This is a genomic window from Anaerobranca gottschalkii DSM 13577 (genome assembly GCF_900111575.1).
Classification (GTDB): Bacteria; Bacillota; Proteinivoracia; order Proteinivoracales; family Proteinivoracaceae; genus Anaerobranca; species Anaerobranca gottschalkii.
In genome coordinates this window covers 1-21,000 of sequence record NZ_FOIF01000025.1, presented here as the reverse complement: position 1 = coordinate 21,000, position 21,000 = coordinate 1, and the positions used below count along the sequence as shown (strand labels likewise).

18 protein-coding genes, 1 pseudogene and 1 riboswitch are annotated in these 21,000 nt (G+C 36.4%); of the genes and pseudogenes, 1 reads left to right on the top strand and 18 read right to left on the bottom strand.

The features are described from left to right. Window positions 1-18: 18 nt before the first annotated feature. Window positions 19-684: a hypothetical protein gene (locus BMX60_RS07180; RefSeq protein ID WP_091350757.1), complete on the bottom strand. Its 666-nt coding sequence runs from the start codon at window positions 682-684 to the stop codon at window positions 19-21. Window positions 685-933: 249 nt separating this feature from the next. On the opposite strand from BMX60_RS07180, the gene BMX60_RS07175 reads away from it, so the two are divergent. Further along, entirely contained in the window at window positions 934-2,889 is a 1,956-nt protein-coding gene (locus BMX60_RS07175; RefSeq protein ID WP_091350755.1) for a bifunctional metallophosphatase/5'-nucleotidase, read from the top strand. A gap of 14 nt (window positions 2,890-2,903) precedes the next feature. On the opposite strand, the gene purD is transcribed toward BMX60_RS07175, so the two are convergent. The 17 genes and pseudogenes from purD to BMX60_RS11885 form a co-directional block, all read right to left on the bottom strand. Then, a complete protein-coding gene (gene purD, locus BMX60_RS07170) occupies window positions 2,904-4,127 on the bottom strand; it encodes a phosphoribosylamine--glycine ligase (RefSeq protein WP_242945733.1) in 1,224 nt (407 codons plus the stop codon). Between the two features lie 20 nt (window positions 4,128-4,147). Then, window positions 4,148-5,659, bottom strand: coding sequence for a bifunctional phosphoribosylaminoimidazolecarboxamide formyltransferase/IMP cyclohydrolase (gene purH / locus BMX60_RS07165; RefSeq protein WP_091350751.1), 1,512 nt, complete (start codon window positions 5,657-5,659; stop codon window positions 4,148-4,150). A 15-nt stretch (window positions 5,660-5,674) separates the two neighbouring features. Next, a complete protein-coding gene (gene purN / locus BMX60_RS07160; protein ID WP_091350749.1) occupies window positions 5,675-6,280 on the bottom strand; it encodes a phosphoribosylglycinamide formyltransferase in 606 nt (201 codons plus the stop codon). Then, window positions 6,280-7,278: a phosphoribosylformylglycinamidine cyclo-ligase gene (gene purM, locus BMX60_RS07155; RefSeq protein WP_091350747.1), complete on the bottom strand. Its 999-nt coding sequence runs from the start codon at window positions 7,276-7,278 to the stop codon at window positions 6,280-6,282. Before purM ends, purN begins: the two co-directional genes overlap by 1 nt. Beyond that, complete coding sequence (gene purF, locus BMX60_RS07150) at window positions 7,268-8,656, bottom strand: amidophosphoribosyltransferase (protein WP_242945729.1); 1,389 nt, start codon at window positions 8,654-8,656, stop codon at window positions 7,268-7,270. The genes purM and purF overlap by 11 nt, the downstream gene beginning before the upstream one ends. Continuing rightward, window positions 8,646-10,850, bottom strand: a complete 2,205-nt coding sequence (gene purL / locus BMX60_RS07145) for a phosphoribosylformylglycinamidine synthase subunit PurL (RefSeq protein ID WP_091350744.1) — start codon at window positions 10,848-10,850, stop codon at window positions 8,646-8,648. Before purL ends, purF begins: the two co-directional genes overlap by 11 nt. Further along, entirely contained in the window at window positions 10,837-11,514 is a 678-nt protein-coding gene (gene purQ / locus BMX60_RS07140) for a phosphoribosylformylglycinamidine synthase subunit PurQ (protein WP_091350743.1), read from the bottom strand. Before purQ ends, purL begins: the two co-directional genes overlap by 14 nt. Further along, window positions 11,515-11,769 (bottom strand): phosphoribosylformylglycinamidine synthase subunit PurS, encoded by a 255-nt coding sequence (purS, locus tag BMX60_RS07135; protein WP_091350741.1) that lies wholly within the window; start codon window positions 11,767-11,769, stop codon window positions 11,515-11,517. A gap of 1 nt (window position 11,770) precedes the next feature. Beyond that, entirely contained in the window at window positions 11,771-12,487 is a 717-nt protein-coding gene (gene purC, locus BMX60_RS07130) for a phosphoribosylaminoimidazolesuccinocarboxamide synthase (RefSeq protein ID WP_091350739.1), read from the bottom strand. Window positions 12,488-12,517: 30 nt separating this feature from the next. Then, window positions 12,518-13,810 (bottom strand): adenylosuccinate lyase, encoded by a 1,293-nt coding sequence (purB, locus tag BMX60_RS07125; protein WP_091350738.1) that lies wholly within the window; start codon window positions 13,808-13,810, stop codon window positions 12,518-12,520. A 126-nt stretch (window positions 13,811-13,936) separates the two neighbouring features. Beyond that, entirely contained in the window at window positions 13,937-15,250 is a 1,314-nt protein-coding gene (locus BMX60_RS07120) for an NCS2 family permease (protein ID WP_091350736.1), read from the bottom strand. Window positions 15,251-15,411: 161 nt separating this feature from the next. Beyond that, a riboswitch (purine riboswitch) is annotated at window positions 15,412-15,513 on the bottom strand. A 62-nt stretch (window positions 15,514-15,575) separates the two neighbouring features. Then, window positions 15,576-16,721, bottom strand: a complete 1,146-nt coding sequence (gene purK, locus BMX60_RS07115) for a 5-(carboxyamino)imidazole ribonucleotide synthase (protein ID WP_091350735.1) — start codon at window positions 16,719-16,721, stop codon at window positions 15,576-15,578. Beyond that, the gene (purE, locus tag BMX60_RS07110; protein ID WP_091350733.1) at window positions 16,712-17,206 is read right to left on the bottom strand and encodes a 5-(carboxyamino)imidazole ribonucleotide mutase; all 495 of its coding nucleotides are present in this window, start codon (window positions 17,204-17,206) and stop codon (window positions 16,712-16,714) included. Before purE ends, purK begins: the two co-directional genes overlap by 10 nt. Before the next feature lie 137 nt (window positions 17,207-17,343). Then, window positions 17,344-19,386 (bottom strand): transglutaminase-like domain-containing protein, encoded by a 2,043-nt coding sequence (locus BMX60_RS07105; protein ID WP_091350732.1) that lies wholly within the window; start codon window positions 19,384-19,386, stop codon window positions 17,344-17,346. Window positions 19,387-19,524: 138 nt separating this feature from the next. Next, window positions 19,525-19,830: a type II toxin-antitoxin system RelE/ParE family toxin gene (locus BMX60_RS07100; protein ID WP_091350731.1), complete on the bottom strand. Its 306-nt coding sequence runs from the start codon at window positions 19,828-19,830 to the stop codon at window positions 19,525-19,527. Then, window positions 19,820-20,107 carry a type II toxin-antitoxin system Phd/YefM family antitoxin gene (locus BMX60_RS07095; protein WP_091350730.1) on the bottom strand — a complete coding sequence of 96 codons (288 nt, stop codon included), beginning with the start codon at window positions 20,105-20,107 and terminating at the stop codon, window positions 19,820-19,822. The genes BMX60_RS07100 and BMX60_RS07095 overlap by 11 nt, the downstream gene beginning before the upstream one ends. Before the next feature lie 85 nt (window positions 20,108-20,192). After that, window positions 20,193-20,252 (bottom strand): annotated as a pseudogene (locus tag BMX60_RS11885) (GMP synthase (glutamine-hydrolyzing)); the annotation flags it as partial. Window positions 20,253-21,000: the final 748 nt, after the last annotated feature.

Genomic DNA, 21,000 nt, shown 5'->3' with positions numbered 1-21,000 from the left:
TGAGAATTACATTCATAGTTATTTTCCAATAATTTGTTTGTAGATATGGATGTTTGCTAATATGCTTACTGGTATAGTAATTAAAACCCCTACAATCAACATTAAAACACCAATAATGTTAAGGAACAGAATAACAAAATTAAACAAAATAATTTTTAAGACATGTTTTTTACATAACTTAAAGTTTCCTTTGATTGAGTCTAAAACTGTATCTCCTTTATCTACACATAATTCAATAGGTATAAACAAATAAGCAATTGTAACTATAGATATTAGTCCAATAATAATAAACATTAATACAGCTAATATAAAATCAGAATTTAATAATGCATTTATAGCTATAATAAATGGAATTATATTTATTCCTGCCATAATTAAAGCAATTAAGATATCGATACCTATAACACTGAAGATTTCTTCTATATCATTATTGGCAAAATTAAAAATCTCAAAAGAAGTAATATCTTCATTGTTATATATTTTTAGGGCAATTTTAATAAAGTTAATTTGGATTAATACATAAATTAAAAATTGTAACAAAACAAATATTAGGTGTAAAAATGAAGAGCTTATGGCACTTAAGAAGAATTCATAAACAAGAGAAAAAACTATAACTAATAAAACCGGTAGAATAAGTTTCTTGAAATTACTAAATCCAAAAGAAATAGCATTACTAATTGACATAATTATCCCCCTCCTTCAGTTTTTTAAATTCACATTTTTTATATAATGTTTATGGCAATTTTTTCTAATATAATTTTAAATTATATCAATCATTTTTAAAACTGTCAATTATTTTAAAATATAATAATTTAGTTTTTAATCTTATTTACCTATCTAATTTATTTATATTTAAATAAAATAATAACCATGCTATAATGAGCATATAAGATTATTAAGGCATTTCAAAATATTTTGATTGGAGGTTTGCCTATGGCTGCCAAAAAATTTTCATCCTTAATCTGCACCCTTTTTATTATCTTTAATTTATTATTTATTCCATCCAACAACATTCATGGACAAAATACCGAACTATATTTTACTATTTTACATACCAATGACGAACATTCCGCCCTCATCCCTTCTCCCCTTGTAGATTACCATCCCAGTATTGATAATCCTTCCCTTGGCGGTTTCGCCCGCCTAGCCAATGCAATTAATTCTATTAGAGAAGAAAAAGGTAAAGTAGGGGAGCCAGTTCTATTGCTCTCTGCCGGGGATTATATCGGTGGTTCCCCATATTCTTGGCTAATCTTAGATGGAAAAACACCGGAAATTTCCTTAATGATGGAACTTGGATATGATGTAATTACTATTGGTAACCACGAATACGACTACGGACCTGATATTTTAGCCCAATACTTCAAAACAGCGGGATACCCAGAAGCCCAAAGTAAAACAGCCATAGTTGCTACTAATACTTTGCCACCCCAAGGCCATCCCCTAAATGATATAGGAATAAAAGATGTCCATATTAAAACCTTAGAAAACGGTTTAAAAATAGGGTTCTTTGGTTTAATGGGAGTGGAAGCAGACGAAGTAGCTCCCCTGGCAAAACCCGTTGAATTTACCGACCAAATTGAAGCTGCCAAAAAAGCTGTAAAAAAATTGAAAGATTCTGGGGTAGACCTAATTGTCGCTGTAAACCATACCGGTGTTGAAGAAGATAAAAACTTAGCAGCTCAAGTTGATGGTATTGATATTATAATAACTGGTCATTGCCACACTCCCCTTTATCAACCGGTTAAAGTTAATAATACTTTAATTTTTTCCACTGGTGCTTATTTAAACTATTTAGGTAAAGTAGAACTGGCTTACAATACCACAACCGGTGAAGTAAGACTGAGGGATAGCTCATTAATCCCATTAAACCACAGTATAGGAGAAGACCCCTACATTTTAGCTAAAGTAGCTAAATATACCCATCACCTAAACAATTATATAGCCACCCTTACAGATGGACGATTTACCGATATAACTGAGGTAGTCCTTTATTCAGATTTTCCTTTAAATAATAAGCCAGAACTTAAGGAATCACCCTTCGGCAATTTCATTACCGATGCTATGAGGATTGTTGCTTCAGAGGTTACCGGAGAAAGGGTAGATTTTGCCTTCCAAGCCAACGGTGTCATTAGAGGAGCCTTAGTCCCTGGTTCTATGGGCTACTCTAAAGGCCAAATAACCTTTTATGACCTAGTAACACTAGTAGGTTTAGGTTCTGGCCTCGATGGAGAAGCCGGTTACCCTATGGTTTCTGTCTACCTAACCGGTGAAGAAGTCAGAAGGGTTTTAGAAGTGGGAGCTCTACTACAGGAACTTATGGGAGATATTTACTTTTTGCAAATGTCAGGTTTAAGAATTGAATATAACCCAAAACGTTCTATTATTGCAACTATTCCTTTTATCAATTTACCTATCCCCAGTACCAGGGCAGTGCTCCGGGCAGAGAAATACATCGGTGAAGGTATTCAAGATAATGAAAATTTCGCTCCTTTAAATAGAGGGGATAAGGAACTTTACCATGTAGTAACAGATTATTATATCGCCCAATTCCTTCCTGTAGCTGGTCAAGTCCTCCCGAGTTTAGAAATAATCCTCAAAGATAAAGAAGGAAATCCCGTTGAAGTTGATGATACCATTATCTACCGTGATGGCAAAGAATTAAAGGTTTGGCAAGCAGTTGTTGAGTATGCAAAAAATCAACCTAAAGATTCTCAAGGCAAAGCAAAAATTCCAGAGTTTTATAACACCACTGAACCACAAAGACTTATAGTTAAATGGACTATTCCTCTAATAATTTGGCCAATTGCAATTCTCCTCATATTGATAACACTAATTATTCTACTGGTCAAAAAAATAAAGGCTAGGAAAAGTAGCCTCAATTTTTAGACAAACTCATTTTATTATAAACCAATATCTGTTCTAAAATATTTCCCGAGAAATGTTATTTTTTGTCCTTCTTTGTAAAGGATCTCTCGACATTTATCCACATCATCTTCTACTACTGTCAAATTAAGGACTCTGCCCCCTGCTGTTAATATCTTACCATCTCGATATTCAGTTCCCCCTTGAAAAACTTTACAACTAACTTCATCTATCCCCTTTATTTCATACCCTGTTTTATATTCTCCAGGATAACCTTCCGATGCCAACACCAATGTTAAAGCTGTTCCATCTTTAAAGGGTAATTCCTCTGGCAAATTCCCTTGGCAAGCTCCGTATAAAAGTTCTGCCAAATCCCCCTGGATAAGCTGGAGAATAGATTGAGCTTCTGGATCTCCAAACCTAGTGTTAAATTCTAAAACCTTGGGACCTTCATTTGTCATCATCAAACCTGCATATAAAATTCCTGTAAATTGGATACCTTCATTATCTAACCCTTTCAATGTCTTCTGAATTATTTCCCTTTCTATATACTCCTTTTCTTCTTTAGAAATCAGTCCCTTATAAGCGACGGAACCCATACCACCGGTGTTAGACCCTTTGTTTCCATCGTATACCCGCTTATAATCCCTTGAAGGAACTAAAGGAAGATAGGAATTTTTACTGACCAATACCATATAAGATATTTCTTCTCCTTGTAAATATTCCTCAGCAAAGATTTTCTGCTGGGGATTTTTTCGTATAAGTTCTTCTAATTCATTATAAGCTTCTTCTGGACTTTGGGGTATAACTACCCCTTTCCCTCCAGCTAACCCATCTAATTTAAAAACTATTGGAGTACCCCAGTTTTCGATAATCTCCTTACCATGGGCTAAATCCTTTATTTCAACATGTTTCCCTGTGGGAACCCCGTACTTTAACATTAACCCTTTAGCAAAGGTCTTACTCCCTTCCAGCATTGCTCCCCTTTTATCTGGGCCAAAGATCAAGAGACCCCTATTTAAGAAATAATCGACAATCCCCTCCGTTAAAGGGAGTTCTGGTCCCACAATAGTAAAATCTACACCATTTTCTTCAGCAAAATCCCCTAAAGCGGGAAAATCTAGACTGTCTATGATTGTCATCTCTACTTTATCAGGCACTTTTTTAACTTTAGTATCTGCCCAATAAACCCTTTGAACTTTAGGACTTTCTAAAAGTTTATCGATGATGGCATGTTCCCTGCCACCACCTCCTATAACCATTACCTTCACATTCACCACCCCTAATGTTTAAAATGCCTTACATTAGTAAATACCATAGTTATTCCCAGTTCTTCACAGGCTTTGATTGATAATTGGTCATTGATAGAGCCACCTGGCTGAATTATAATTTTGATTCCCTTTTCTCCCGCCAATTTCACCACATCATCAAAGGGGAAGAAGGCATCGGAAGCTAAAATAGTTGCACCTTTACCTTCCGCCTTTTCTAAGGCTTGTCTAGCAGCATCGATTCTGGAAGTTTGACCCCCAGAAATCCCTAGTGTTTTAAAATCCTTAGTTACTACAATGGCATTGGATTTTACGTGTTTTACACATTTAAAGGCAAAAAGTGCCTGTTCTTTCTCTTCTCCGGATAACGGTTTCCCTGCTACAACAACTAGTTCCTCTATGGAAACCCCTTTTTCATCATATTCCTGTACCAATGCCCCACCTTGGATAGTTTTTACTACAGGGGTAAAAAGGGGATTTTCAGGGAGATCTACCTCTAACAGCCGGAGGTTTTTTTTCTTTCCTAACACTTCTAATGCTTCATCAGAAAATTTAGGGGCAATTATTACTTCTAAGAAGATATCTTTCATCTCTTCCGCCGTTTCCCTATCGACTTCTCTATTTACAGCTACAATTCCACCGAAAATAGAAACAGGATCAGATTCTTTACAATTGATAAAAGCTTCCCTTAAAGACCTTCCTTGTCCGATACCACAAGGGGTAGCATGCTTCACCGCTACCGCTGTCGCCTTATCAGAGGTAAATTCCAACAAAGCTTCTAATGCACCATTGCCATCATTATAGTTGTTATAAGACATTTCCTTACCTTGAAGCTGCCTTCCTTTAAGTAAAGATGGTCCATTATCCTTTGCTAGTTTGTAAACCCAACCTTTTTGATGGGGGTTTTCTCCATACCTTAAGGTTTTCTTATCTTCTAAAAGTATATTCCACTTTTCCCCTTCTGATAAATAATGGATAATAGCACTATCATAGAGGGCGGTGTGGGTAAATGCCTTTAATGCTAACCTTTTTCTAGTAGAAAAGGATACCTGCCCCTGTTCCTTTAATTCCTGTAAAACTAAAGGATAATCCCTTTTATCTGTTAAAACCAAGACATTTTCAAAATTTTTAGCAGCGGCTCTAATCATAGTAGGACCACCGATATCGATGTTTTCTAAAGCTAAGTCTAATGTTACATCTTTTTTAGCTACTGTTTCTTCAAAGGGGTATAAATTAACTACCACCATATCTATAGGTTTAATATTTAATTTGGCTAATTCTTCTCTATGTTTTGGAGTATTTTTCGCTAGTAAACCTCCATGGATATAGGGGTTTAAAGTTTTTACCCTCCCCTCTAAGATTTCCGGAAAATTTGTCACTTCCGATACCCCAGTTACCTTTAAACCATGACTTTCTAAATATTTTTTAGTGTTTCCAGTAGAAATTAACTCTGCTCCTAACTCTACCAACTCTTTAGCAAAACTTTCTATCCCTTGTTTGTCTGATAAACTGATCAATACCCTCATATCTATCTCTCCTCTCTAAAAAAATTCTACTTTCCTTCCATTAACTACAACCCTTTTAGAACACAAATTTTTAACAACTTCCACATATAACTGATGTTCCTTTTGATGGATCTTTTCCCTTAAACTCTCTAATGTTTCACCATCGACAATTTCTACTACCCTTTGACCAATGATTGGCCCAGTATCCACCCCTTCATCTACAAAATGGACTGTGCAGCCAGTATATTTAACACCATATAGGTAAGCATCTTTAACTCCATCAACTCCCGGGAAGGCAGGTAACAAAGAAGGGTGTATATTAACAATCCTTTTGGGGAATCTGTGGACTATTTCAGGAGGTAAAATCCTCATAAATCCAGCTAACAGATAATAATCGGCACGGAGTTTTTCCAATTCCTGTAACAGTCTAGTATTAAACTCCCTTTTGTCTTTACAATCTTTAGCTAACACCTTTACTACCGGTATCCCATGTCTCTCTGCCCTTTTTACTGCATTACATTCCCTATCTACTACCAGTGCTGTAATCTCCCCTGGATATTGACCTTTGGCATCTATTAATGCTTGAAAATTAGTTCCTTCTCCACTTGCTAAAACTACTAACCTTTTCCTGCTTTTTTCCATCACCTTAAAACCACCTTATTATTTCCAGAACTAAGAAAACCGATAACCCTATAGCCAATAGAATTTTTAGCTAAAATTTCTTCAACTTTTCCCCTTTCCTCTGGTGGAATAATCAAGACATAACCAATACCCATATTAAAGGTAGTAAACATTTCTATTTCATCAATCTGCCCTAATGATTGGAGCCTTATGAATAACTCTGGAATTTCCCAACTTCCCCTTTGAATAATACAATCTAAATCCTTTGGAATAACCCGAGGGATATTTTCTATTAATCCCCCTCCAGTAATGTGGGCCATACCATGGATTTTCACAGAACCTTCTAAAAGGCTATTAACAACGGGAGGATACAAAGCCGTTGGTTGTAGAATTTCATCCATATATTCTTCCAATTGAGGGAAGTGTTCTAAGAGATTCCTTACGAGGGAAAAACCGTTGGAATGGATCCCGGTAGAAAAAAGGCCAATGACTAAATCTCCCTTTTGACACTGAGAACCATCGATGATTTCCCCTTCTTCTACTATACCAACACAAAAACCTGCTACATCATACTTTCCTCTAGGGTAAAACTTAGGCATCTCCGCCGTTTCTCCCCCTAAAAGGGCACATCCGCTAACCTTACAACCTTCTGTCACCCCTGTCATAAAAGACTTAATAGTCTCTTCTTCCAACTCCCCTGTAGCCAGATAATCTAAGAAAAACAATGGCTTTGCTCCACAGGTTATAATATCGTTGACACACATTGCCACTAGGTCTTTACCTACAACTTCATGGGCATTGTATTTAATTGCCAGTTCCAATTTAGTCCCAACCCCATCGGTAGCTGAAACCAGTACAGGACTTTTATAACCTTGGGGGATTTTAAAAAGTCCACCAAATCCCCCTATACTTCCTAAAACCCCTTTAATTTTAGTTTTTTCCCCACACTCTTTATAAAAAGGGATTAATGAATTACCCCTTTGAATATCTACACCAGAGCCTTTATAACTAAACTTCATCCTTCTTCCCTCCTCTGACCTGTACTGGATAATTACCAGTAAAACAACCGGTACAAAGTCCTTCTGTAAAACCAATTCCTTCTAGCAACTCCTTTACCGTTAAAAAAGCTAGGGAATCGGCACCTATTATCTCTCCCATTTTCTCTACATCTCCACAGTTTGCTAAAAGTTCCCCTTTAGTAGATGTATCTATACCTAGATGGCAAGGAAAACGAACGGGGGGAGCTGAAATCCGGACATGGACTTCTTTAGCCCCTGCTTCCCTTAGAAGTTTAACTATTTTTTTAGCTGTCGTTCCTCTAACAATAGAGTCATCTACCATTACTACCCTTTTCCCTTTAACCAGTTGTTTAACAGGGTTTAACTTTAAACCTACTCCAATACTTCTTAACTCTTGGCTTGGTTTAATAAAAGTTCTACCTATATAGCGATTCCTGACGAGCCCAGTTTCATAAGGTATGTTAAGACCTTCAGCAAAACCAGCTGCCGCTGACAAACTAGAATCTGGAACCCCTGTTACTAAATCCCCTTGAACGGGGTAGTTCTCTCCCAATATTTTACCTAAATTTTTCCGAACAGAATGGACATTTTTCCCTAAAAGTTCACTATCGGGACGGGAAAAATAAATAAATTCAAAGGCACAAAACCCTTTACTTTTCCCAGGGAAGATTGTAGTACTTGAAATACCATCTCTATCTATAACCACCATTTCACCGGGATTTATTTCCCTAATAAACTCAGCACCAATTGTATCTAAAGCACAGGTCTCCGATGCCACCACGTAGCCATCTCTGTATTTTCCTAATACCAATGGCCTTATACCATAGGGATCTCTAATGGCAATTAACTTATCTAGTGTCAAAATCAAAAGAGAATATGCCCCTTTAACTTGACTTAAGGCGGAAATTATTGCTCCTTCTAGTTCATTAGTGGTACTTTTAGCCAATAAATGGGCTATTACTTCAGTATCGTTAGTTGTTTGAAAGATGGTTCCTCCACCTTCTAACTGTTCCCTTATTTCCCCGGCATTGACTAAGTTTCCATTATGGGCTAAAGATAGATTCCCTAAACGACATTTAAAGGTCAAAGGTTGGGCATTGACTAGAGAACTACCGCCAAATGTAGAATAGCGAACATGACCAATGCCAATAGGCCCCTTTAACTCCTCTAAATTATAGCCTCGAAAAACTTCATCTACTAAACCTAACCCTTTTTTTTGCAAGATTTCTTTACCATTACTTACTGCAATACCTGCACTTTCTTGTCCCCGATGTTGTAGAGCAATTAAGCCGTAATAAATCAGCGGAGCCACTGCTAATTTGGGGGAAAATACTCCAAAAACCCCACACTCTTCTCGGAATTTATCATTATCTAACACCACTGATCATCCTTTCTAAGGCCGTTTCCCACAAAATAGCCACTTCTTTTAATCCTAAATGAACTACCCTTTCCCCTCTATTTTTGATAAGGATTTCATCACCCTTTGTCTCTCCTAGCCTTTTCCAAGGGATAGCTGCCCCTGTTAAATATTCTTCAACTTGGGAGGCTAGTTCCCCCTTAGCTGAAACTAAATACCCGCCACCTTCGGCAAATAGCTCTAAGTTTAGATCAGGAGAATCTAATATTAGCTCTGCTCCCACTTTACCTTTAATACAACATTTCAACAAAGCTATGGATAATCCCCCTTGGGAAATATCTGTTGCCGACGATAACAACCCTTTATCTACTAACTCTAAAATCCCTTTAGCTAACTTTTTCTCCTTTATTAAATCTACATTAGGGAGTTTTCCTCCTTCTACACCATACACCTTTTTATAGAAAATACTACCACCTAAAGAGTCCCCTATCTCTCCTACAAGGTAAATCACTTCACCTTCACCTTTAAAAGAAGTTGTTACACATTTGTTATAATCTTCAATCAATCCTACCATCCCAATAACAGGTGTTGGATATATTTTGGTATCCACCCCTTGATTGTATAAGCTGACATTTCCACCGGTTACTGGAGTGTTCAGTTCTCTACAGGCTTCAGCAATTCCCTTTATCGATTGTTCTAAAACATAGTAGTTTTCTGGCTCTTCAGGGTTTGGATAATTCAAACAGTTAGTAATCCCTAAAGGTTGAAAACCTGCCGCCACCAAGTTTCGGTAGCTTTCTAAAACCACCATTTTCCCACCATGGTAAGGTTCTAAATATGGATATAAAGGATTACAATCCACAGTTAAACCTATGGCTTTAGTGGTTCCCTGTATTCTAACAGCCCCTACAGTATCCCCTGGCCTTAATACAGTGTTATTACCTACCATGTAATCATAACAAGAGTACACCCATTTTCTAGAACAGATATTTTCATCACTAATTAACTTTCTCAATACTTCATTGTAATTTAATTCTAAATCCTTAGGAGTTTCTTTTCCTTTTTCTTCTATATATTTGGGCTTTTCTCGCAAAGGATTTCTCAGTGGAACTCCATCAACTATAGACTTTGTAGGAATACTTCCTTCCAATTTCCCTTGATAATAAATCTCAATCTTTCCACTGTCGGTGACTTTACCAATTTCTCTGGCCTCTAAATCCCACTTCCTAAAGACTTTTTTAACTTCTTCTACACCTTGGGGTTCTACTACATATAACATCCGTTCTTGGGATTCTGAGAGCATTATTTCCATTGCCGACATATCCTTTTCTCTAACATGAACTTTATCTAAATCTAGCTCTAACCCCGACCCTCCCCTAGCTGCCATTTCACAGGCCGATGAAGTAAGACCAGCTGCTCCTAAATCCTGTACCCCTACTACATAAGGATTATCTACAAGTTCCATACAAGCCTCTAGTAAGAGCTTTTCCATAAAGGGGTCTCCAACTTGTACCGAAGGTCTTTTATCTTCGTTATCTTCCTCTAAATTGGCAGAGGCAAAGGAAGCTCCTTTAATCCCATCTCGGCCGGTAGTTGCTCCCACCAGCATCACCACATTTCCTACCCCTTGGGCTACCCCCTTTTTAATTTTATCTATCTGAACCAAACCTAAACACATAGCGTTAACTAAGGGGTTTTCATTATAGCAAGGGTGAAAATAGACTTCTCCCCCAACATCGGGAATCCCTAAACAGTTCCCATAATCTCCTATTCCTTTAACAACTCCAGTCATCAAATAGCGATTCCTCTGTTTATCCAGGGGACCAAACCGCAAAGAGTTGAGTAATGCTACCGGCCTTGCTCCCATGCTGAATATATCCCGGACTATTCCCCCTACTCCAGTGGCTGCCCCTTGATATGGCTCAACAGCTGAAGGGTGATTATGACTTTCAATTTTAAAAACTATCCCTAATCCCTCTCCACCATCTAACACCCCGGCATTTTCCCCTGGCCCTTGAACAACCCTTTCCCCTTCTGTGGGAAAATATTTTAAGAGTTTTTTAGTATGTTTATAACTACAGTGTTCTGACCACAACACCCCGTACATGGATAGTTCTAAAGGATTAGGTTCTCTCCCTAAATCTTCTAGGATTTTTTTATATTCTTCCTCAGTCAAACCTGCCAATTTATAATTTTCTGTCTTATTTTGTAGCATTTTTATCACCCCACCAGGTTATTACAGATTTTAAAATTTTCTCTCCATCTACAGAACCTAAAACCATCTCTACCCCCCGTTCAGGATGGGGCATCATACCTAAAACATTTCCTCCTTTATTGACTATACCTGCTATGTTTTCCACAGAACCATTGGGATTATCCACATAAGAAAAAATGATTTGACCATTATCCTTTAATTCTTCCAAACCCTTAGGGTCTATATAGTAGTTTCCTTCCCCATGGGCTATCGGCAAATGAAGAATATCCCCCTTTTTTAAGTTATAAGTAAAGGGGAGCATGTCATTTTCAACTTTAACGGGAATGATGTCACATATAAAACGTAAATTTTTATTCCTTATTAAAACACCAGGTAGTAATCCCACTTCAGTGAGTATTTGAAAGCCATTACAAATACCCATCACCAAACCTCCCCTTTGGGCAAATTCCACCACTTTTCCCATTATTGGGGCGAATCTGGCAATGGCTCCTGCTCGCAAATAATCACCGTAGGAAAAACCACCTGGTATTATCACACAATCTACATTTTTTAAATCTTTTTCTTTATGCCACAACATTTCACAAGATTGTCCTAATAGCTTTACGGCATATTCTGCATCTTTATCACAATTGGATCCGGGGAATACAACTACACCGAACTTCATTTATTTTTCCTCCCCAATAATATATTGATAATTTTCAATGACAGGGTTTGCCAATAGCTTACGACACAGACTTTCCACTTGTTCTTCTACTTCCTTTTTTTCTCTACCGGAAATTTGAAAATTAAATTTCTTAGATATAGTTAAATTTTCTATATTTTGATAACCTAACGAAGAAATAGCACCGGAAATAGCTGCACTTTGAGGATCAAGTACCCCTTTTTTATAACTGACAATCACTTCTACATTGTACTTCACTTTAACTCCTCCCTTTCAACCGATTTAATACTTCAGTATAGCCTTGCAAAACATCCCCTTGACCTTTGCGAAATACATCTTTATCTAAACTAGCTCCACTTTCCATATCCCAAAGTCTACAAGTGTCTGGAGATATTTCGTCTGCTAAAATAATCCTATTTCCTTCACCAATTCCAAATTCTAACTTAAAATCGACCAGTATAATCCCTATACTCTCAAATAACTCTGTTAATAAAGCATTGACTTGCAAAGCAATGGCCTTTATCCCTTCCAATTGGGATTTTGTCGCCAATTCTAAAAGTTCTATGTGATTTTCACAAATTAAAGGGTCACCTAAGGAATCATTTTTGTAATAATACTCCACTAAGGGATTGGAGAAAACCTTTTTTTCTTTAATTCCTAAACGGCGGCAAATACTCCCTGTAGCTACATTCCTCACCACAACTTCCAATGGTATAATCCCGACTTTTTCCACCAACATTTCCCTTGTGGATAACTGAGAAATATAGTGGTTTTCCACACCTTTATCCTTTAAATAGCTAAATATCAAACTGGAAATTTGGTTGTTTATCTCCCCTTTTTTAGGAACCTCAGCTTTTTTTTCACCATTTCCCGCAGTTATAGTATCTTTAAAATGTACCAAATATCCCTTTCCCTCTACGGTTTCATAAATTATTTTGGCTTTCCCCTCATACAACAATTTTCCTTTGGTGACCACTTTAATCAACTCCCCTATATTTATTTAATTTTAAATACCTAAACGGTTAAAAATATAGTCTACTTGTTTAGTACAAAAATTTAAGTCAAAAATCTCTTCTATTAACTCAGGAGCTATTTTTTCACGGATTAGAGGGTCTTCCAATAAGAGTTCTTTAAAGTCCCGTTTTTCCTGCCAAGCTGTCATAGCATGTTTTTGAATCAAGTCATAGGCTTCTTCCCTTTTTAATCCACCTTGAACTAAGTAAAGCAAAGCTCTACCAGAAAAAGTTAAATTATAGCTTTTCTTGATGTTTTCCAACATGTTTTCTGGATATACATGTAAATCCCTTAAAATTCCCTTTAATTTATAAAGCATATAATGGATCAAAATTGTACTATCGGGAATTATCACCCTTTCCGCTGAAGAGTGGGAAATATCCCTTTCATGCCATAACGCCTGATTTTCCATAGCAATTAAAGAATTACTTCTCACCACCCTAGCTAATCCACAAAGTTGTTCACAATTAACAGGATTTCGTTTGTGGGGCATTGCCGATGAACCCTTTTGACCAGAATAAAAAGGTTCTTCCACTTCCCTGGTTTCAGTTTTTTGTAACCCTCGGATCTCTAAAGCGATTTTTTCTATTGTACCGGCTAAAATTCCTAAAGTAGTTAAGTAGTGGGCATGTCTATCCCGTTGAAGTATTTGAGTAGAAATTGGAGCAGGGTTTAACCCTAGTTTCCTGCAAACATACTCTTCCACCCTTGGGTCGATGTTGCCAAAGGTTCCTACTGCCCCAGATAATTTGCCGTAGCGGATACCTTCAACTGCCTGATGAAATCTTTCTAGATTCCTCTCCATCTCACTGTACCACAGGGCAAACTTTAATCCTAAAGTAGTAGGTTCCGCATGGACACCATGGGTCCGCCCCATCATTATTGTATATTTGTATTGATTAGCTCCTTCTTTTAAAATATCTAAGTTTTCCTTAAGTTCTTTTATAATTAAGTCTCCAGCTTCCACCATTAATAAAGCCGTTGCGGTATCTACTACATCGGAAGATGTAAGACCGTAGTGAACATATTTTGATTCTTCCCCTAAACTCTCAGCAACACATCGGGTAAAAGCGATGACATCGTGGCGGGTTTCCTTTTCAATTTCTAATATCCTATCTACAGTGAATTTAGCATTTTGGGCGATTTTTTCTACAGCATCCCAGGGAATAACCCCTAGTTCTGCCCAAGCTTCACAAGCAGCTATTTCAATTTCCAACCACTTTTGAAACTTGTTCTCTAATGTCCAAATCCTTCCCATTTCTTCCCTAGTATAACGTTCTATCATGACTATTTCCTCCTCCTTATTCTATTGTGGTGTTTCCTTTATTTTTCCACCACCCCTAATTTATATCACAGAAAGACCTTTGAGTAAATTAAAACCCGAGCAAAATTCACCCGGGTTATTATTCAATTACTTAAATAAAGCTATAACTTGAGGACCTACAAAGTGGAACAAGGAGATAAAAGCTAAGATATATACAAAGGGATGGACCTCTTTATGCTTTCCTGCAGCAAGCTTGACTATTGGGTAAGCTAAAAACCCTGCAGAGATACCATCGGCAATACTAAAGGTAAAAGGCATAAAAGCTATAGTCATGAAAGCGGGAAAAGCATTAGTAAAGTCATCAAAATCTATTTCTTTAATTGCACCCATCATCAAAACTCCTACGATGATTAGGGCAGGTGCAGTAGCAGCACCAGGTACTATTCCAATAATAGGGGCAAAGAATAAGGCGATAATGAACAACCCACCGGTAACTAATGATGTTAATCCTGTCCTTCCTCCTTGGGCTACTCCAGCGGTACTTTCCACATAAGTGGTTACAGTACTAGTACCTACTGCAGCACCGAACATGGTACCGAAAGCGTCTACAATCATAGCATTTTTAATTTTAGGAAGTCTACCATCTTTGTCTAGGTACCCTGCCCTTGCACCGGTACCCATTAAAGTACCCATTGTATCGAAAAGGTCGATAAAAACTAGGGAAAAGATAGTCATAAAACCTAAACTAAAGGCTGTTTTTATATCAAACTTAAAGGCAATTCCTTCTAAAGTTGGCATTGCAAAAATATCTTTAATAGAGGAGATTTCCCCTAAAGAAGTAACACCCATTGGTATACCGATAATAGTAGTTACAACTATACCGATTAACAATCCGCCTTTTACTTTTAAAGCTATCAAAGCAGCAGAAATAAATAAACCTAAAGTAGCCAAAATAGTGTTGGCACTGTCAAAGGAACCTATTTTAACTAAAGTAGCTTCAGATCCTACTACAATACCTGCGTTTTTAAATCCAATTAAAGCGATAAATAAACCAATACCTACAGAAACGGCAGCTTTTAAAGATTTAGGAACAGCTTCATCAATTTTTTCGATAACCCCTGCTAATGCTAAAACTAAGAAAGTTACACCAGAGATAAATACTGCACCAAGGGCTGCTTCCCAACCGGCCTTAGGAGCTATACTAATGGCGAACATAGCATTAAGACCCATACCACTGGCTAAGGCAAAGGGATAATTAGTAAATAACCCCATAAAAATTGTAGATAGTGCCGCTGCCAAAGCAGTAGCAGTAACTAAAGAGTTAAAGGGCATCCCTGTCATAGAAAGGTAATAAGGATTGACAAAAAGGATATAAGCCATTGTCATAAAAGTAGTTACACCAGCTAATACTTCTGTGGATAGATTACTACCCCTTTCTTTAACTTTAAAAAACTTCAACATTTCTCCATACCTCCGTAAATAAGATTTAAAAATAATAGCAATAAGATAAAATAAAAGGAAGGAATAAATAAAAACCCAAGACCTTAGAATGTCTCTAGGGTCTTGGGTACGTAATTTAGGTACACCAAGTAAGCTCAACGCTTAGTTGAAGATAGTTGAGATTACAACACTTCAACACCCGTAGTCGGATAATTTACGGTTACCCGGTAGAGACATGTGGACCATATTACCACACTTATACGAGTGATTATTTATTCGTTTTTTAATAACCACAATTATATAATAAAATATTAAGAGAAAAGAGTCAAGGTTAAAATATGAATTTTTAAGATATATTATTTAAAAATATTCGTATTTTATTTGTAGCCTTAGTTAGAGCTTCTTCAGTAGTATCTCCCAAAAAGGTTAGGTGACCCATTTTCCTTCCTTGCCTTGCCTCACCTTTCCCATAGAGATGGAGATGGCCATCACCTAATTTTTCTAAGGAGAGTAGCAATTTTTCTAAATCTTCCCCTAAAATATTAACCATTACTGCAGGTTTTAGCAGTTTTGTCGAACCTAAAGGCAAGTTACAAATAGTCCTTATATGTTGAGTAAACTGGGAAGTTTCACAACCTTCGATGGTATAGTGTCCTGAATTATGGGGTCTAGGAGCCAATTCATTGACAAAGATTTCTCCATCTTTTGTTAAAAACATTTCTACCGCTAAAGTTCCCACTAAGTTCAACCCCCGGGCAAGGGAAATTCCAACAGCTTTCGCCTTTTCTTCTACCCCTTTATCTACCCTAGCCGGTGCTATACTGATGTGTAATATTCCCTTTTGATGAATATTTTCAGTAACAGGAAAGGTTGTGACATGACCTTTGGCATTTCTACTGACAATAATTGATAATTCCTTAGTAAAGGGGATCATTTTTTCTAAAATATATTGTTGCCCAAAGTCTAATTCCTTGCCTAATTTTAAGTAATCATCTTGTCCTTTTATAACCCACTGACCTTTACCATCATACCCCCCTCTACAGGTTTTTAGAATAGCAGGTAACCCTATTTTAGTTACTCCTTCAAATAGATCTTGAGGTTTGTCAACTAAAACATAAGGTGCGACTTTAATCCCTAAGGATTCTACCGCCCTTTTTTCCCTACCCCGATGTTGGGTTATTCCTAAAAGCAGGCTCCCTTGGGGGAGTTTTCCCATCCTTTCTATAACTTTGGCAGTTTCTAAACTGATATTCTCAAATTCATAGGTTACCACATCACTAATTCTAGCCAATTCTTCTGCCTTGTCTAAATCTCTATAATCCCCTATCACTTCATAGTCAGCGATTTGTCCACAGGGAGAATTTTTTTCTTTTTCTAAAACCGCTATTTTATAGCCCATTTGTCGGGCAGCTAAAGCCATCATCCTCCCTAACTGCCCACCCCCTAAAATTCCTATAGTCTTACCTGGCAAAATTAAATCTTTTAATCCCATAATTTTTCACTACTCTCTATAGCTTGTTTTTTCATTTTTTCCCGTTCCACTGCCAATTTAACAAAAATTTCTTCATTTTCTAAGGCTACAATCTGAGCAGCTAGTATTCCAGCATTGATGGCACCGGCTTTACCTATGGCCACTGTAGCCACTGGAACTCCACCGGGCATTTGTACTATAGAAAGGAGGGAATCCATACCATTTAATGAACTGGATTTTACTGGAACTCCAATGACCGGCAATAAGGTGTTAGCAGCTACCATCCCGGGAAGATGGGCAGCACCTCCTGCCCCTGCCACTATTACCTTGATTCCCTTAGCCTTTGCTCCCTTTGCGTATTCAAACATCAAATCTGGGGTTCGATGGGCAGAAACCACTTTTTTCTCGTAGGGTATTCCTAAATTATCTAAAACTTCACAGGTATAAGTCATTGTCTCCCAGTCAGAAATACTTCCCATAATCACCGCCACCAAAGGTTTCACCATGCCACTTCCTTTCGTTAAGTTTTCTTTAATTTATTTTTAATCTTAGTGGTAATACCCCCTTTTGTCAAGGATAAAACATTAATGTTAGCATTAATATTCTTTTTAATGTTCGCGTTTTATTATTCAATAAAATCTCTTTAAAGAAACAAAATTCTTTTTAACAAATTATAAATAAATTTTCCCCTACCTTTTTTTAATTTATCTAGCTGCATTTTTTCTCCAGCATTATCACCGTAGTAGACCTTTTCGAAGGAAGAAGTTAAGTCATGGAAAAATTTTAAATCATCAAACTTCTTTTCTCTATATAAAAATTCCCTAGGGGTTTCCCAAAACATTTTTTTAAATCCTAAAATACTAAGCTTAAATAACAGGTTATTGTATAAAGTAATTATCCTTTCTTTAACAGTAGCACCCCTTTCCCTATACCAAAAAACAATATATCCCCATGCTATCCACAGGAAAATTATTGTTATAGAGAATGATTTTGTAAAGGGCTTTTCTCTTTCACTACCCTTTTCCCCTTGATGATCCTCGTCTATGTCCGGATCTTCTATTGGATCTGTTGGATTAATTTCATCGGAATCTATTGGCTGGGGTTCTCCATTATCCTCCCGTTCCCCCTGTAGTCCTGTACTGTATCCAGGGGTTGTTTCAAAGATGACCCAACCAACTTGGGGAAAGTAAACTTCTGCCCAAGCATGGGCATGCTCTTCCCTAACTAAGTACTCCCCTTGGGCTATCCTATTTCCCGTAAAATATCCCTTAACCCACCTAGCAGGAATACCAACACTTCTCGCCATAACCACAAAGGCAGTTGAAAAATGGACACAATATCCCTCTTTAATTTCTAAAAAGTGTTCTACAAAATCCATGTCCTCCGGGGGATAAGGTACATTTAAACTATAACGAAAATCCCTAGAGCGAAGATATCTTTGAATGGCAAAGGCTTTATCGTAATTGTTAGAATACCCTCTAGTCAAATTTTCAGCTAATTGGATGATACTTTGGGGAAATTCTTCCGGTAAACTAGTATATTCCTCTAAGGGAAAATCTGAAGGATAAAGGTGATTCTCCCGAAGATAATGGGGTGGATAAGAAGGTAGTTTATATTGTAAAGAATAACTATCCCTAGGGTGTAAGTGATAGTTAAGTAAAAAATTATCACTATTGACCAATGTTAAATATCTTCCCCGTAAGTTTTGGAAACCTATTGTTCCCATAGGTGCAAATAATAAAGGATAACTTCCTTCTAAAATTTTTATTTCAACATCTAACTCTTGATATTCTACATTTGGATATTCTTTATAAGGGATGTCCTTTGCAACAACTTCTTGTCGGGAAATTATCTGATTATCCCAACCCTTACCGGTATATTTGTATCTCGACTCGCCCCGTAAGTATAAGGCTCTATCACTAAACACCTGGAGTACCGGAGTATCCCGCAATTGAATAGGTCCACCTAACCTACTTTCATCGGAATGGTAACTAAAATAAGGGAGTTCTAATTCTAACCCTCCTTTACCGCCTCCAAAACCTCCGGCAAAGTAGTTCTTAAGATCATCCCAGGCGATGGTTACGGGGGTATTAACCGACCACAAAACTACAATTAACACTAGTGCCAATAGAAGTAAATTAAAAAGAAACAAATCAGAGGTAACCTTCATAGTTCCCCTATCTAAGTTCCGAAAGATTATCAAAGTTATCCCTACAAATACAAACATAACGGTCAATAGGGAAAACTTAATTTCTTGAAGGATAGAGAGGGATAGGAGTAGACTTCCACCACCAAAAATCCCTAAAATATAATACTTTATATCACTATCCTTAGTAAGATACCATCTCCTAAAGATGAGAAATAATATTATGTTAAATAAAAAGGGCATAATCTTTATCCGATCAAATTCCCCATAATACAGATGTTGAAAATCCAAAAGCACCCTGTTAAAAATCTCAGGAAGATCTATGCCAATTTTTCGAAGTATGCAAAAGGTTAAAACTGATACTTTAACACCAAAGTTTATTTTCCTATTATTTATAAGGTAATCTAGACCTTCAAATATAAATAATAAAAGGAAACCATGAAAAATACCTGGAAAGTGGTCTAAATACCCGTTGAATCCAACTAAAAAAATACAATACCACAACATTTTTAACCATTTATTAGAATTTGAACTTTCCATTTTAAAACCCCCAAATTGCCTTTTCTTTATTTTATCACAATTTAGACTTTTTGTTATGTACTTTATAAAAAAGTCTCCTAAAACCACAATAGGTTCTAAGAGACTTTTACCAGTGCTTTTTATAATATTTTAAAGACATCATTTAACAAATTTGGTTATATCCATTTTAGCATATATAATCCTATGAATTTCAACAACCTGTTCTTTAACGACATAAAACACTAAATAATTTTTTACAGGTAATACTCTATATTCATTTTCAAGGGATTTTTCTAAATATAACCTACATGAATAGGGAAACTGTGCAAGCCTTGATATGGAAGTATCCAATGCATCAATTAAGTCCATTGCTGCCTTTGGCGATTTTAACTCCTCCACAATATAAGATACTATATTAGATAAATCTTTACTGGCCAAGGGCAAGTATTTAATCTCATACTTCATCAGATTCCATCCTAGCGGAAATTTTTTCCCTCAATTTACCAAAAACTTCCTTGTGGGAATATCTCTTATCATTTGTTTTAGCTTCATATTCCGCCTCTTTCAGCTTAAAGTAAACTTCACTTTCAAACAATCTACGCTCGTAAGCCTCCATACTCATAACAACCATATCTCCATAACCATTCTTAGTCAAAAAAATAGGTTCCCCTGTTTCATGAACAATCCTTGATATATCTGCAAAATTATTTCTCAAATCCGAAACTGGTCTAATATGGGGCATGCAAATCACCTCTTTATTATATTTTAGCATTATTTTATCATAATTATGCTAAAACATCAATAGATATTGGAAATATTATGTGTAACTATTCCCACTCAATTGTTCCTGGAGGTTTTGAGGTGATATCGTAAACAACCCGGTTTACAGTTTATACCTTATATTTCAGCCTTTCTAGGTAGAGTGGTTTTGATTTCTGTGTATTTGGTGGTTTTGATTACCAACTAGCACATTATACACCCTTTTAACGTTCTTATCCGCACATTATCATTGTCTATTGTAGTTTCTTGTCAATTATTAACCCTGTAACAAACTCTCTTTGCTCATATTATAAATCTGTCCTAGATTATCTCTATTCATTCTAGATTGTTTACTAATTCCTTCAATTACTCTATCCACTGTTAATTCTTTAACCTCATGTTTAGGGATTTTGTAAATTAGGTTTAAATAAAATAAAACGATTTCACGTTTCAATATAATTTTATTATGTCTTTTGTAGTGTAGATTCTGTTTTTTAATTGCGAGGAAAAACATTGGTATATATATATTCTACAAAAATCTTCCTTCTAATAGTAAATTTATAAAAAGGATAAAACAATTAGTAAAGTTTGAAAAAAATAAATATTTGAGGAAATTGCATAATTAAGTTTTTATATTTATCAAAAAAAGAGCATAGAAAATCTAACTCATTATAAATGAGATTTTAAAAAAGGTTAAATTTTGTTATCTAGAACAACATCCTCCATTCTCTATAATATTTTTAAATTTTTATCGTTAAGCAGCTTTGCTAGCAGATACACCTATATTCAATGCAATAGTTCCTGCAACTAAGGCTATACAGTTAAGCAATGCATGAACTTTAGCCTTCTTTATACCTTTAGATCTGAGATTATCTA